The organism is Marinagarivorans algicola (genome assembly GCF_001292705.1).
Classification (GTDB): domain Bacteria; phylum Pseudomonadota; class Gammaproteobacteria; order Pseudomonadales; family Cellvibrionaceae; genus Marinagarivorans; species Marinagarivorans algicola.
On record NZ_LGAK01000048.1, the window covers coordinates 1 to 14,789 of the forward strand.

Sequence of the window (14,789 nt, forward strand, 5' to 3'; positions counted from 1 at the left end):
GGTCTGTCATGGGTAAATCTTGTGGGCTATTTGATCTTAGAAACCAAATTATCTCAAAATTTACCTGTGACACCTACTTATATTACAAAAACACCACCTCTCTTCCTGCCAGCGCTACATGACTCTTTTGTGCTTGCTCTGGAGTCTAAAACTGTCCGAAGTGTTGATTAAATAAAGCGCTTGAAAAAGTACAGCTGATTGTTCGCGGCATTATTTTTCAAATAGAAATACTTAATAAAAACTCCCACGCACTGGAAGAGGTTTCTAATAATACAAGAAATCAATCAGAAGAAGTTTATCAGCAAATCTGCCGTATTGATGAAAAAATCGATGAGCTCAATGGTATTTCACGCGATGTTGATAAACACTTAGACACGAGCATACACAGTTCAAAATTGGCCTCGGCAACCTGTATGCAATCGAGCGATGATATTCAGGCAACTTTTGAAAGCTTTAATCGCTTTAAGCAAGAAATGAATGCGGCGGCACAAAAAACCAGTAAATTATCGGCCTCGGCAAAAACAATTACCGAAATCACGGCAACAATTCGTGATATCTCGGAGCAAACAAATTTACTCGCCTTGAATGCAGCGATTGAAGCAGCCAGAGCGGGTGAGCAGGGGCGTGGTTTTGCTGTGGTGGCTGACGAGGTAAGAACATTAGCTCAGCGCTCTAGTCATGCTGTAGAGGAGATATCAGATTTGGCGGCCCATATGCGTGACAATGTCGATAGTGCCGTTGAAGCCCTCGCCAAAGCTAGCACAGTGATCGATACCAATGTGAGTAGTTTGTCGCATGCTTCGGATAGTACGATTAATGCAAGTCAAAATGCGGATAAAACTTTGGCGTCTATTGAGTTATTGCAAGCACTAAATGCTGCGCAAATTAAAGCAATCGATGAGATATTAACATCGTCTAAATATTTATCTCAAGTTTCCAATAGTAGTCACCAAAGTGTTGAAAATTTAGATGAGCTCTCTATTCAATTAGGCAATATTAGTCGTAGTTTAACAACAGCCATTGAGCACTTTAAAAACTAGCTAGGTTATTTTATGAACGATATCAAAAAAACATTATCAGGATGGTGCGTTGCTGGGTTTGCCGGCATTTATTGTATGATGAGTGCGTTACCGTTATTTGCTAGTACTGTGTTAGATGGGCAAATGGTGTTTAAGGCCGGGCATGCATCACTGCAGCATTGGCTATTACCGGTGACGCCTGAGTCTCCTGACGATAATCAGCCGACGGCCGCGAGAATTGCACTGGGTAAGCAATTGTTTTTTGATCCGCGACTAAGTGGTGATAGCAATATGTCATGCGCCAGTTGTCACCATCCAAGCTTAGGCTGGGGAGATGCCTTGCCAACAGGGCGCGGTGCTAAAAGCGAGATGTTAGCGCGCGCCACACCAACAGTCATTAATACCGGTTATAACCCTATTCAAATGTGGGACGGACGCAAAAAAACTTTAGAAGAGCAGGCGTTAGGACCAATCACAGCAAAGCAAGAAATGAATATGGATCTCACCGTTTTACTGGATTTTTTAAAAACCAATACAGGTTATCAGCAGGCATTTGCCGATGCTTACGCAGGTCAGCCCCTAACGCCGGAGCTGGTTGCTAAGGCGATTGCGAGCTATGAACGAACAGTGATTAGTCGTAACTCTGACTTCGATCGCTGGGTACAAGGCGATAGCAAGGCAATGAATGCGCAACAAGTTAGAGGTTTTAAATTATTTGTCGATCCTAATAAAGGAAATTGCAGTGTATGCCATAGTGCGCCTAACTTTACTGATAACGGTTTTCATAATTTAGGCTTGGCTTCCTTTGGTGAAGAAAATCCCGATTTAGGGCGTTATAGTGAAAAGCCTATTCGCATGATGAAAGGCGCATTTAAAACACCGACTTTACGTGAAATTACTCGTACAGCACCTTATTTTCATGATGGTTCGGCAAAGACGCTAGATGCCGTAATGACGCATTATATTGTTGGTGGAGTTGTTAAAACCAATGTCTCGCCTAATCTAAAAGCGCTGACTCTTACTGCGCAGGAGTCAGCGGATATTATAGCTTTTTTACAAGCGCTAGAATCTCCATTTGTTGAAGTAACTTTACCGCAATTGCCTTTACATTAAATCGCGTCATATGTCATGTAATGGCTATTATCTTAATGACGTAACCTATTTATGGGAATGTTGTATGAAGAGTTTAAAGTTTTTTACCTTAATAGTTTGTTTGAGTAGTGTGAGTGTCACCACCTCTTTGTGCGCAGAGGTCTTTGAAGTCGGCCAAAAAAATAAAGCTTTTACACAAAAAGCATTAGTGATCAAGGTGGGTGATACGGTTTCTTTTAAAAATGAAGATGCATTTTTTCATAATGTGTTTAGTTTGTCGGATGCCAAATTATTTGATTTAGGCTCTTATCCACAAGGTGTTGCGCGTGATGTAACATTTGACGCCCCTGGTGAGGTTGAGGTTGAGTGCGCGGTGCATCCGGACATGACTATGACAATCACGGTGCAATAATGACGACTATTTATTATCCAGTATGCTGTATTGTGAATACACTGTTTGTGCGAGCTGCTTTTTTAAACAGGTTATGTTGTTTAAGTATGGCTTTAAGTGTTTCTTTGGCTGTTACGAATGTACAGGCGGCAGAGACGGATGTTTTGGCTAAAGGGTCAAGCAGTGAGCGAGGGGGTGATATTTACCGTGCGAATTGCGTGCTTTGTCATGGCGAGAAAGGTGTGGGCGATGGCCGTATGGCAAAGGTGATCACGGAACCGCCACCAGCGAATCTAATAAAAAGCAAGCGTTCAAAAGCATATATGCAAAAAATTATTACTTATGGTGGGGGGATTATGGGCCGCTCGCCGCAAATGCCGGTATGGGGGCAAGAGCTCGACGAGCAGCAAATTAAAGATGTGGTGGAATATATTTATCGTTTAAGGGTGCAGTAAACAGTCATTATTCAGAACCAAGCAGTCACTATTTAAGATGACTGGAATTCGGCAGTCCTATTTTAGAGGTACCGTATTTAGAGATACCGTATTTAGAGGCACCGCATTGGGCCTAATGCACTATTTACTGGGCTGCTGAAGCCATCTATTATGACCTTTTCGGTGGGGTTGGGCAGCTTGGTGAGTAGCGACACTCACCATGGCGTCACTGCGCGAGCGCTTCTTCATTGGCTAAATACTCATCATAAGAGCCTTGAAAGTCATGTAGTTTTTTGTCTTTGATTTCGATAATTCGAGTGGCGAGTGAAGAGACAAACTCACGGTCATGGCTTACAAAAATAAGAGTGCCTTCGTAGTGCTCGAGGGCTAAGTTTAGCGCCTCAATGGACTCCATATCTAAATGGTTTGTAGGCTCGTCCATAATTAATATGTTGGTGTCTTGCATCATAAGTTTACCAAACAGTAATCGGTTTTTTTCACCGCCTGAGCACACATGGACTTTTTTCTTAAAGTCATCGGCACTAAAGAGTAACCGGCCTAAGGTACTGCGTACAATTTGATCGTCATGATTCGGTTTACGCCATTGGCTCATCCAGTCAAATAACGTTTTATCACAATCAAAATCACGAGTGCTGTCTTGAGGGCAATAGCCAATCGTCGCATTTTCGGCCCATTGTATGCGGCCGCTCGAGGCGTGAAAGTCACCGATTAGGCAGCGTAAAAAGGTTGTTTTGCCCGCACCGTTTTCGCCGATCACGGCAAGCCGTGACCCCGCTTCTAAGAGGATATCCCCGCCCGAAAACAACGTTTCACCGTCAAAACCGTGACTAAGGTTTTCAAGGGTAACCGCTTGGCGGTGTAGTTTCTTCTCCTGCGTGAAACGAATATAAGGGCTTACGCGGCTAGAGGGTTTGATATCATCGAGCTTAATTTTTGTTAAGCGTTTGGCGCGTGAGCTTGCCTGTTTTGCTTTGGATGCGTTAGCTGAAAAACGACTGACAAACTGTTGAAGCTCGGCCATTTGCGCTTTCTTTTTAGCGTTTTCGCTTTGAAGGCGCTCTTGTACCTGCGTAGAGGCCGTCATGAAGTCATCATAGTTGCCAGGGTAAATACGCAGGTCGCAATAATCAATGTCGGCCATATGAGTGCAGACAGAGTTTAAAAAGTGGCGATCATGCGAAATAATGATCATGGTACTTTTACGTTGATTAAGAACCTCTTCCAACCAATGAATGGTGTGAATATCCAAGTTGTTGGTTGGTTCATCCAGCAGTAAAATATCTGGATCAGAAAATAGCGCTTGAGCAAGTAATACGCGCAGCTTCCAGCCGGGGGCAACATCACTCATCGGGCCAAAATGCAGTGCTAAATCAATACCCGCGCCTAATAAAATTTCACCTGCACGACTCTCAGCACTGTAGCCATCCATTTCAGCGAATAATGTTTCGAGTTCGGCGACTTTCATGCCATCTTCTTCGCTCATTTCGGGTAAAGAATAAATGCGATCGCGCTCTTGTTTGACTGCCCAAAGTTCGGTGTGACCCATGATAACGGTATCAATAACGGAATACTCTTCAAAGGCAAATTGGTCTTGGCTTAATTTGCCGATACGCTCGTTGGGCGTAATACTGACCGTACCAGATGTTTGGGTGAGCGTACCATCCAATATCTTCATGAATGTTGATTTGCCGCACCCGTTAGCGCCAATCAGTCCATAGCGATTACCATCGCCAAATTTTACGGAGATATTTTCAAACAGCGGTTTGCTGCCAAATTGCATGGTGATATTTGCGGTAGAAATCAACGGGAAGCCTATAGATCGAAAGTAAAAGAAGAATAATTTACGCGCACTATAAGGGTTTATCGAGAAGGAGTCGAGTCGATGGCGCTAAGCCAATAGTGACTCATTAGCGCCTATCAAACAGATAGTCTTACCTAAAAAGGGCTTTGAGTTAAGGCAATTAATAAAGCACCGAGTACAACTAAGGAGCCCAAGAGTAAACCATAATTAATTTTGTGTTTGGGCTCGGATTCAGCAATGGGTGTGCTTTGGTAGTCAGCGCGAAACTCAAAAGCCATTCGGCCAAATTGAATTTTATCGCCAGCCTTTAAAGCGGCTTCGTTTTTAAAAGTATCGTTGATTAGCATACCGTTGGTGCTGCGTGTCGTACGAATAGTGTAGTGCTCATCTGTGAGCTCGACTTGTGCATGAATAAGGTCGATGCCCTCTTCGCTGACTTGAAGGTCGGCATGGTCAGCGCGCCCGATAGTCCAGACTTTTTTAGCGTCGGTAGGCGCTAGTAGATAGCACTTTCCGCGCGTAGGTGCTGTTTGTACCACTAAGCGAGGGCCACTGCCGGTATCACCACTACTCGCGATGACCGATGTGTTTTTGTGTGCTGCTGGCTGGGTTGGTGTTTCGCGGGCAACATCGTTAGCGGCTTCAATAGCGGGCACTTGTATATTGGGCAAGGTGATGCTGCGCGATGCTGCACTATTGTTGCTCTTATTACTGTTAGCACTACTGATGTCGTTTTTGTCGTTTAGGCGCGGCGAAGGTGTGTTGATGGGGGCGGCCGTATGAGCAGGCTTAGTAATAGAGGGTTGAGTCATAGAGGGCTTATTGGTCGCTGTTTGAGTAAGAGCGCCTCTAGTAGCAGCTTCGGCGGGAGCTTTTTTGCGGGGTATCGGCTTGGCGCTGGTTGGCTGCGCTGATCGCGGTGTTGCAGTTGAGAGGGCATTGGGTTTGACCGCAGGCTTGGTGAGAGGCTCGCCTACAGCTGGCTTGAGCGCTGCAGAGGTTTTGACCGTCTCGTTGGCTAGTCTGTGTGGCGTGGGTTTGGCACTGGTTGGCGCTGCACGACTTGGATTGTCTGCTTGGGCGCGAGAGCTGGTGCGGTCTACCTTTTGTCGCTTGTCGATAAAGGCTTCCCAGTCGGGGTTGAGTATTGATTCCTCTTGCTTATACAGTTGTAAGCGCTCTTTGGCGCGCGCCTCTAAGGCTCGCGTAGCTTCAACAACATCTTGATTAGAAAAGGGTATCTTCGGGGCTGGCTTTAACTCGATGGGTGAGTGTTTAACCGGTGCCGATGCGCGCTCTGTATTTTGTGAGGTGCGTGGGCGCTGGCTGGCGCTAAAGGTGCGCGGGGTGTGTTCGGTTTTTGAGAGGTTTTGCGCTTTAATTAAAAATTTAGCGCCATTAAAATTGATTTCATCGCCTAGTGTCACCCAGGCACCTGTGCCTATTCGGCAACCGTTGAGGTAAGTGTTATTTTGTGAGTTGAGGTCTTCTAAAAACAAGCCATCTTCACTTCTATTAAGCTTGGCGTGGTAGCGGCGAATTTGCGGAGACTTAAGTCGAATAGTGCAATCAAGTTCCTGCCCTATCAATACCTCATCGGCTAAAGCGTAAGCCTTACCTGTATTTTTGCACACTAATTCAAAGTCTGATGAGGTTGCTTGGGGAATATTGATTTCGTCGATAGTCACGCGGGTACCTATTGTAGGTTGTGCAGCTAGGTTGTCATTGTGTGAGGTGAGGCGCCCGAAGTCATTATCATTGGCGCAGCTCAATCTCTAATAGCGTTTCATTGAGAGGCGCAATTAGATCATAAAGTGGCGTCGGAGTCATTGCGTTAGTGCCAGTTTTTTGGCTGTTTTTTGACCGTGTTGGCGAAAAGATAATGAATGCTTGGTTATTGTACTCACGGATGCCGTATATCGTGTGCTGAGTCATACGTGAGTGCAATCATTCGAGCTTGGTCAATACTTAGCGTGTGAGCAAATCAGCTTTGGCTTTTTGGGCTGCAAGAATAACGTGTTCAGGAGCCGTTCCGCCGATATGATTACGCGCGGCAACTGAGCCTTCTAATGTCAGCACATCAAAGATACCGTGTTCAATATTTGGTGAGAACTGCTGAAGTTCTTGCAGCGTCATCTCGGATAAATCTTTGTTGTGTGCAATACCATAAGCAACGGATTTACCGACAATTTCATGGGCATCACGAAAGGCAATGCCCTGACGGACGAGATAGTCAGCCATGTCGGTTGCGGTAGCGAAGCCTTGCATAGCGGCTTTGCGCATATTGTCTTTTTTGGGGGTGATGGCGGGAATCATATCGGCAAAGGCTCGCAAGCAGTCGCGTACTGTATCTACGGTATCAAATAACGGTTCTTTATCCTCTTGATTGTCTTTGTTGTAAGCCAGTGGTTGTGATTTCATGAGGGTGAGTAATGACACTAAATGCCCGTTAACACGACCAGTTTTACCGCGTACCAGCTCGGGAACATCGGGGTTTTTCTTTTGAGGCATGATCGATGAACCGGTGCAAAAGCGGTCGGGCAGATCAATAAAGTTAAATTGCGCTGAAGTCCATAAAATAAGCTCTTCACTCATGCGAGACATGTGTGTAAGTAAAATGGCCGCAAAGCTGCAAAATTCAATACCAAAATCGCGGTCGGACACCGAATCTAATGAGTTGCGCGTAGGGTGTGCAAAACCTAAAAGCTCAGATGTTAATTCGCGATTAATGGGGTAAGTAGTACCTGCAAGTGCGGCTGCACCGAGTGGTGATTGGTTCATGCGTTTACGGCAGTCTAATAAGCGGGTGTAATCGCGGGTGAGCATTTCAAACCATGCCATCAAATGATGACCAAAGGTCACCGGCTGAGCGGTTTGTAAATGCGTAAAGCCGGGCATAATTGTTGCTGCTTCGCGCTCAGCCAGACCGACAATACCTTGTTGTAAACGAGTGAGCTCGGTGGCGATTACATCGATCTCATCACGTAAATACAGGCGGATATCAGTGGCGACTTGATCGTTACGTGAGCGACCGGTATGTAGCTTTTTACCGGTGAGACCAATACGTTTTGTTAATTCGCTTTCGATATTCATATGCACATCTTCGAGTGCAACGCTCCATGCAAAATGACCATTGGCAATATCGGCGGCTATATCGCTTAATGCATTAATTATTGCATCGCGCTCTTCGGCGGTTAAAACGCCTGCGGTTTCTAGCATAGTGGCATGAGCAATAGAGCCTTGAATATCTTGCTTGGCCAGCCGTTGGTCAAACATGACAGAAGCAGTAAAGCGCTGAACGAAGGCATCTGTGGGCTCGCTAAAGCGACCGCCCCATTGGCTGTTGGTCTTGGAGGCGCTGTGTGCTGTGGTGTCTTTGTTGCTCATAATATGTCTCTTTAAAGCTTGCAGGTGCAATAGTTAGGCAGAAAAAGTAATGGGCGACGACTTAGGCGTGAGTGCTGTTTGCGAAAGACATGCTAAATTGCACGGCTCGAGCTAGACTGCATAAATAGGCATGTATGAATACGTCGTGGCAGCATTATAAAACAAGTCGGAACAGACAGTGAAAAAATGACAGTGAATTCTCCTTTAAAACTCAAGCGCCATGACTTTTTGCCTAATTTATGCACGGGTCAAGCGGTGTTTCATTTGATCATTGTTGGCGAGCTTTTAGCAATCGCTCTGACGGTGGCAGGCATTAGTGAAAAAGGCTTAAATTGGTACCGATTTGGGCTGGTCTCTATTATGGTGCAGTGGGTTGTCCTAGCGAGTGCTGCGTGCTTGTGCCCGCTGCGTAGCTGGTTTCGTCTGCAATCGCCCGAGCTTGCAGGGGGGGTGAGTTATTGTATTGTGTTAGCCATCACTGCATTATTTAGTGCGCTAGGGGTGTGGGTGCAGTCTAGCGGAGGCCCTGTGAGTTGGCATACTATTTATGCGAATACTATTATTGCAGCTGTTTTTGCTGGTGTGGTATTGCGTTATTTTTATTTACAGCAACAATTGCGCAACCAGCAACAGTCTGAGTTGGAGTCACGTATCCAAGCGTTGCAATCGCGTATCCGTCCGCACTTTTTGTTTAATAGTATGAACTCTATTGCCAGTTTAATTGAGGTTGAGCCGCAGCTAGCTGAGCGCATGATCGAAGATTTATCGGATTTATTCCGTGCAAGTTTAAGTGAACCCGGCTTGGTTCCTCTGAGTAAAGAGTTGGATTTGTGTCAGCGATTTAGTCGAATAGAACAGCTGCGCTTGGGTGACCGCCTGAAGGTAAACTGGAACATCGCGGGGAATATTGAAGGTGTGGATATGCCCAGCTTATTGTTACAACCGTTAGTCGAAAATGCGATTTACCATGGAGTGCAGCCTTTACAAGAAGGCGGTGTGGTTGATGTTGATGTGCACGTTGAGGGTGGCGAGGTGAGCTTATCCGTTTCTAACCCTGTACCGCAAGTGCAGCCTAGTGGCCGAAAAACGCAGGGAAATGGCATCGCCATGGAGAACATGAAGCGCAGACTTGAAGCTTATTATGGCTCTAGAGCACGCACATTTATTGTGGCTCAAGCGGGGCGTTTTAGTGTGCAGTTACAGTTACCAATTACTGTAGCGAAAAAACACGCTAAAGCTTAAAGCTGGGCTAAACTAAATATAACACTCTTGTTACTCGGTAATTTGATACTAAGGGTAGACTCTATATTCTATGTGTTTTGAATCATGGGTTTTGCGTTTAGAGGATAAGTTTGGCTTTAAAGCCTACGGGCTGGATTTTTTCCTGCTTACTAGGTTCTTTACAGTAACAAGGCAACATTTAACAAAAGGATTGGGTGACTGTGAAACAGGTCTTAGTTGTTGATGATGAATTACTAGCGCGTCAGCGCGCAGTGCGAATGATCGAACGGATAGACGGCTATGAGGTCGTGGGTGAAGCGCAAAACGGCATTGAGGCACTAAAATCTATCGAAGCACTGGATCCGGATATTGTGCTTATGGATATCCGTATGCCGGGCGAAGATGGTTTAGGCGCCGCTCGCTCGATTGCCGAGCTTGAAGAGCCGCCGGCGGTGATATTTTGCACGGCTTACGATGAATATGCACTAGAGGCATTTGATACGTTGGCGGTTGGCTATTTGTTAAAGCCGCTAAGGCAAGATCAGCTTGAGCTGGCGCTTGCCAAAGCGAGCCGCATTAATAAAGTGCAGCGTGCAAAACTCAAAGAGCCTAATCCTAATCAGCGTAAAAATATTGCTGCTAAAACACGCCGTGGCGTAGAACTTGTGCCTATCGATGATATTTTTTGTTTTATGGCCGATCAAAAATACGTCACGATTATGCACGCCGGAGGTGATACTCTGATTGACGATACACTGAAAGAGCTAGAAGATGAGTTTGATCGTGGTTTTGTGCGTGTGCACCGCAATGCACTAGTAGCCATTAAAAATATTGAAAAGCTAGAGCGTTTACCCTCTGGCCAGTATGAGTTAAAACTCAAGGGCACGGTGTTTAAGCCTATTGTTAGCCGTCGGCATGTGGCTGCGGTTAGGGAATTGCTCAGTAGTTTATAGTCCTGCGCTTGATAAAAATTGATCGGGTTTTAGGGCGTTTGCCTTAAGCGCTAACGGATAACCCAGTAGGCGATTGTTGTTTTGAAAAGGCCCTGTAGTCATACTACAGGGCCTTTTTCGCGTTACGGTTTTTGTAGCATTTTAGCGGCGTCTTTTGCGAAATATGTCAAAATACCATTGGCTCCAGCGCGTTTGATACACATTAATGACTCTAATATCACAGCTTCGCTTAAATAGCCTTTATCGATGGCTAGTTTATGCATGGCATATTCACCGCTCACTTGGTAAACAAACGTCGGTGCGCCAAACTCTTGTTTTACGCGGCGTACAATATCTAAATAAGGCATGCCGGGCTTGACCATCACCATATCAGCACCTTCTTGTAAATCGAGGGCGATTTCGTGTATGGCTTCATCACTATTGGCAGGGTCCATTTGGTAGGTGGCTTTGTTGCCTTTACCTAAATTGCCGGCCGAGCCCACAGCATCGCGGAAGGGCCCGTAATAGCTTGAAGCATATTTAGCCGAATAAGCCATGATTTGGGTGTTGATGAAACTCGCATCATCAAGGCTTTGACGGATCGCGGCGACTCGGCCATCCATCATGTCGGAGGGGGCAATGACATCGGCACCCGCAGCCGCGCAGACAATGGCTTGTTTTTGGAGTGCGCTAACAGTGATATCATTGAGTACATATCCGCTATCATCAATAATACCGTCTTGGCCGTGGGTGGTATAAGGGTCCAGTGCGCCATCACAAATAATGCCCATTTCAGGGAAGCGAGCTTTAATGCGGCGCACAGTGCGCGGTACTAGGCCATTGTCATCAAATGCGGCACTGCCTGTTAAGTCTTTGGCGTCATCGCCCACTTTTGGGAAAAGGGCAATGGCTGGTATTCCCAGCGCTAATAGCTCCTCGACTTCACGCTCAAGCTCGTCAATTGTCATGCGGAATATACCCGGCATAGACTCAATGGCTTCGCGCTTATTGGTGCCCTCCATCACAAATACCGGAAAAATAAAGTCGTTGGCACTTAAGTGGGTTTCGCGGACTAAGCGGCGTGAAAAGTCACTAAAACGGTTGCGGCGCATACGGGTGTTGGGAAATGAGCGACTCATAAGAGATCCTTATTGTAATGTGTTTGGCAGATTACTTAACACGCACCGGCTATTCAAGTCCTTGAGTTGTTTTAGATCACAACACGCCAATTATTACGTAAGGTCGCATTGAAACGACTAAGAAGCTCAATACCAATAAAGTAAACGCTGTGTGTTAGCGAGTATGAGCACTGCCTGCTTGAGTAAAAATATGTGCAGCCGGCGTTAGTTTAAAAATTGCATCGGCTGCGAGCAATACGGCACCGGCTGTCCAACTGGTTTTGTCATCTGGCCATATAAGGTCATCTTTAAAGACATAGCCGGTGATAAAACCGCCATCGGCTTGCTGCCATTGAGGCAAGGTTGCAAAGAGTGTTTTGGCTGTTTGAAGGTCGTTGGCGGCGACTAATGCCATAACCAGCTCGCTGGTTTCGGCCATCGTGACCCATGGCTCATCGCTCACACATCGGCAGCCTAGTTTAGGTTCTACAAACTCTTGCCAGCGCCTAGCCAGTATGGCTTGTGCATCTTGCGGTGTGTATAGCCCGGCTAAAATGGGGTAATACCAGTCCATGGCGAAGCGCTGCTTACTGGGCCATGTGCGATCAAAGCGCTCAGGCTTTGTGGTGAGTGCTGTGGTCAGTGCCTGCCACGCGGTTTGCCAGGGCGCGCAGTCTTGCCCTAGGGCTTGCGCAGCTAAAATACCACACTCTAGAGATCGCGCAATGGAGCTGCAAGCGGTCACTAAAGCATCGGGTTCGGGGTTGTTGTGTTTATCAACGGCCCAGCAAATTTCACCAAAAGGTGTTTGGAATCGCAGGACAAAATTCAACGCTTTTTGTATAACAGGAAATAGCTGCGTTAAAAAATCACGATCGTTTGTGGCTAAAAAATAATGCCAAACACCGGTCGCTACATAAGCGATAAAATTGGTTTCTTTACCGCTATGCGCCTGGGCTTGTTGGTGAGCAGAGGGGTTGGCAGGTAGAAAGTAAGTCGCGTGCCAGCTGCCGTCATCGAGTTGATTGTTAGCAAGCCATAGATAAGCGCTTTTGGCCTCGCGGTGGTGGCCTGCTACGGTCAACCCCATAGCGGCCTCTACGTGGTCCCAGGGGTCGAGTTTATCGTTGGTGTTCCATAAAATGGCGCCGTCTGATCGCTGCAGGCTTTTGATGTAGTGGGCCGTAAGTGTTAAATCGAGTGGTGGGCTGGCAAGCTTAAGCAAGGTGCGCGTCCTTAGTGTTCTTTTCGTATTTTGAGCCATTAGGTAAGGTGTTGGCGGGTGATGCAATCGTCGATGAAGTCGTCGTTGATTGGGGCGTAGGTGATCGGGGCGTAGGTGATGATTTAATAAAGTGCCACACAACGCTCTTGCCCATGACAGGGTTTAAGCATTGCTCGAGTACGCGTGTGAATTTGGGCTTTTTGATGAGGTCCCAGACTAATAATTTATGGTACATGCGGCACGGCCAAGCGTCTTCGCCCCAGCGCCAAAATAAACACCGCAGCCACCAGTAGGGACTGTGGAGTGCGTGAGCATAGTAGCGCTGGGTTTGTGTAAAGCCCAGTTGCTGAATGGTATTGGCTAGTTTTTTCCCATTAAAAATGCGCACGTGCCCGCCTTCTACCTCGTGATAAGGTGCGCTGAGTGCCCAGCAAATGCGCTCGGGCCACGCCCGAGGTACGCTGGCCAAGAACAAACCCTTGGGTTTGATAATGCGGTTTATTTCGGCTAAAAAGGCCTGATAATCTGGAATATGCTCGAGCACTTCGGAACAGATAACGGCATCAAAGCTAGCGTCGCTAAACGGTAATTGGGTGCCGTCGGCACAGGGATAGCTGATGTCGGCGGTGAGATTTTGCGCACTAAAAAAGGCCTGGCCTCGCGTTTGTGCTATGCGTAGATTGCGTGGATTGAGGTCAACCCCAACCACTTGGCAGTGCGGGTGATGCCAAGCCAGTGCGTGGCAGTGCCGGCCTTCGCCGCAGCCTAAATCCAGGACTTTAGCGTTTTGAGGGAGCGTCAGTGCACCGATGTTGATCGTTTCCACTAGTGTTGCTCCGTGTGTGTTGGTGGTGTACTAGATTGTGTGGATGCGGCTGTTTGTGCTGCGATAGTTTGATGATAAAGCGCGGCGTATTGTTTGGCGACGCTGTGCCAGCAAAACATTTCTACAGCCCGTGCGCGGCCCTTTTGTTCGAGGGTATGACGCAGTGTTTCGTCATCAAGTGCTTGCGCAATTGCGTGCGCGAGCGCCTTGGGATTGCCCGCAGGTACGACTAAGGCGGCGTCGCCAGCAACTTCAGCTAATGCGCCACCATCACTCGTGACAACCGCTGTTGCGCAGCTCATAGCTTCGGCAATAGGCAAGCCAAAACCTTCATACAGTGATGGGCATACAAAAACGGTCGCTTTGTTATAGGCAATGACCATATCTTTGTCGCTCAGGCCGCTAACAAACTGAACTTTGTTTTCTAGCCCTAAGGCTTTGAGTTTTTGCGCGTTAGCGCCTTTGGGGTTGAGCTTGCCGATCACTTTAAGTAGCAGTGTAGGCTTACTTTTAAGCAATTGTGCGTAGGCATCAAGTAGCACGCTAAAGCCTTTGACCGGCTGATCAGATGAGCAGGTGGCTAAGAGTTCTTGCTCGCGCTTAACACGGTATTGTTGCGGTGAAAAAAAAGCGGTATCAATGCCATTAAAGATTACCTGTGTTTGCTGGCTCGGTCGACCAAAGCACGCTTCAATATCTTGTTGCGACGATGATGATACGGTCACCACACTGGGCAGTTGCTTGGTGACTTTTTGTTGCATCTTTAAAAAGCTGTACCACCGTCGAGTACCCCAGCGATGCCATCTATTTTTGGCGGTCTCGATCGCGTGATCACGATCGCGGGTAATCGGGTGGTGTACCGTTGCAACTACGGGTAAGGGGAGCTTGAGTAAGCTATAGCACAAGGTTTGGTTGTCGTGAATAATATCGTAATCTTGGCGATGCACTTTAAGGTATTGCGCTAGCCTGCGACCAAAGCTGTAGGGTTCAGCAAAATGCCCAGTCATTTTCCCCCACCATTCGTACAAGTCACTTAGATGCTTAAAGTGTTTAGGGCGCAATGCGATAAGTGGGTTGTGATGCTCATAGAGATTTAGGCTCGGTAATGCAATTAGCGGGATATGGCTAGGCAGTGCGGGGTACGGAGGGCCAGAAATAACACTCACATGGTGCCCTAAGGCTTTGAGTGCGGTGGCTAAGTGGCGTATATAAATGCCTTGCCCGCCTACATGCGGGGCGCTGCGGTACCCCACGAGTGCGATGCGTAAAGGTTTAAACGTTGGAGTGACATTGTATTGCGAGGCTTGCCCTTGATTTGGCAC

General features: G+C 47.0%; 13 protein-coding genes. 6 read left to right on the plus strand and 7 right to left on the minus strand.

Translation table 11 applies throughout. The features are described from left to right. Positions 1-413: 413 nt before the first annotated feature. The 4 genes from AC438_RS13660 to AC438_RS13675 all read left to right on the plus strand — a co-directional run bounded on the left by AC438_RS13660 (position 414) and on the right by AC438_RS13675 (position 2,957). Positions 414-1,040, plus strand: coding sequence for a methyl-accepting chemotaxis protein (locus AC438_RS13660; protein ID WP_053981829.1), 627 nt, complete (start codon positions 414-416; stop codon positions 1,038-1,040). A gap of 12 nt (positions 1,041-1,052) precedes the next feature. Next, entirely contained in the window at positions 1,053-2,132 is a 1,080-nt protein-coding gene (locus AC438_RS13665; RefSeq protein WP_202904769.1) for a cytochrome-c peroxidase, read from the plus strand. A 64-nt stretch (positions 2,133-2,196) separates the two neighbouring features. Further along, a complete protein-coding gene (locus tag AC438_RS13670) occupies positions 2,197-2,523 on the plus strand; it encodes a plastocyanin/azurin family copper-binding protein (RefSeq protein ID WP_053981830.1) in 327 nt (108 codons plus the stop codon). 86 nt (positions 2,524-2,609) lie between these two features. Beyond that, a complete protein-coding gene (locus AC438_RS13675; protein ID WP_082354173.1) occupies positions 2,610-2,957 on the plus strand; it encodes a c-type cytochrome in 348 nt (115 codons plus the stop codon). A 205-nt stretch (positions 2,958-3,162) separates the two neighbouring features. Here the strand turns inward: AC438_RS13675 and AC438_RS13680 are convergent, their stop codons facing one another. The 3 genes from AC438_RS13680 to argH form a co-directional block, all read right to left on the minus strand. Next, entirely contained in the window at positions 3,163-4,761 is a 1,599-nt protein-coding gene (locus AC438_RS13680) for an ABC-F family ATPase (protein ID WP_053981831.1), read from the minus strand. A 131-nt stretch (positions 4,762-4,892) separates the two neighbouring features. After that, a complete protein-coding gene (locus tag AC438_RS13685; RefSeq protein ID WP_053981832.1) occupies positions 4,893-6,446 on the minus strand; it encodes an FHA domain-containing protein in 1,554 nt (517 codons plus the stop codon). A gap of 280 nt (positions 6,447-6,726) precedes the next feature. Then, positions 6,727-8,145: an argininosuccinate lyase gene (gene argH, locus AC438_RS13695; protein WP_053981834.1), complete on the minus strand. Its 1,419-nt coding sequence runs from the start codon at positions 8,143-8,145 to the stop codon at positions 6,727-6,729. Between the two features lie 186 nt (positions 8,146-8,331). Between argH and AC438_RS13700 the strand changes: the two genes are divergently transcribed. After that, positions 8,332-9,387, plus strand: coding sequence for a sensor histidine kinase (locus tag AC438_RS13700; RefSeq protein WP_053981835.1), 1,056 nt, complete (start codon positions 8,332-8,334; stop codon positions 9,385-9,387). A 200-nt stretch (positions 9,388-9,587) separates the two neighbouring features. Next, entirely contained in the window at positions 9,588-10,319 is a 732-nt protein-coding gene (locus AC438_RS13705; RefSeq protein ID WP_274377619.1) for a LytR/AlgR family response regulator transcription factor, read from the plus strand. Between the two features lie 122 nt (positions 10,320-10,441). On the opposite strand, the gene hemB is transcribed toward AC438_RS13705, so the two are convergent. The 4 genes from hemB to AC438_RS13725 form a co-directional block, all read right to left on the minus strand. Next, positions 10,442-11,437, minus strand: coding sequence for a porphobilinogen synthase (gene hemB / locus AC438_RS13710; protein ID WP_053981836.1), 996 nt, complete (start codon positions 11,435-11,437; stop codon positions 10,442-10,444). Positions 11,438-11,591: 154 nt separating this feature from the next. Further along, a complete protein-coding gene (locus tag AC438_RS13715) occupies positions 11,592-12,641 on the minus strand; it encodes a prenyltransferase/squalene oxidase repeat-containing protein (protein WP_053981837.1) in 1,050 nt (349 codons plus the stop codon). Continuing rightward, positions 12,634-13,467, minus strand: a complete 834-nt coding sequence (locus AC438_RS13720) for a class I SAM-dependent methyltransferase (RefSeq protein WP_082354175.1) — start codon at positions 13,465-13,467, stop codon at positions 12,634-12,636. The genes AC438_RS13715 and AC438_RS13720 overlap by 8 nt, the downstream gene beginning before the upstream one ends. Next, positions 13,467-14,789, minus strand: a complete 1,323-nt coding sequence (locus tag AC438_RS13725) for a glycosyltransferase family 4 protein (RefSeq protein WP_053981838.1) — start codon at positions 14,787-14,789, stop codon at positions 13,467-13,469. The genes AC438_RS13720 and AC438_RS13725 overlap by 1 nt, the downstream gene beginning before the upstream one ends.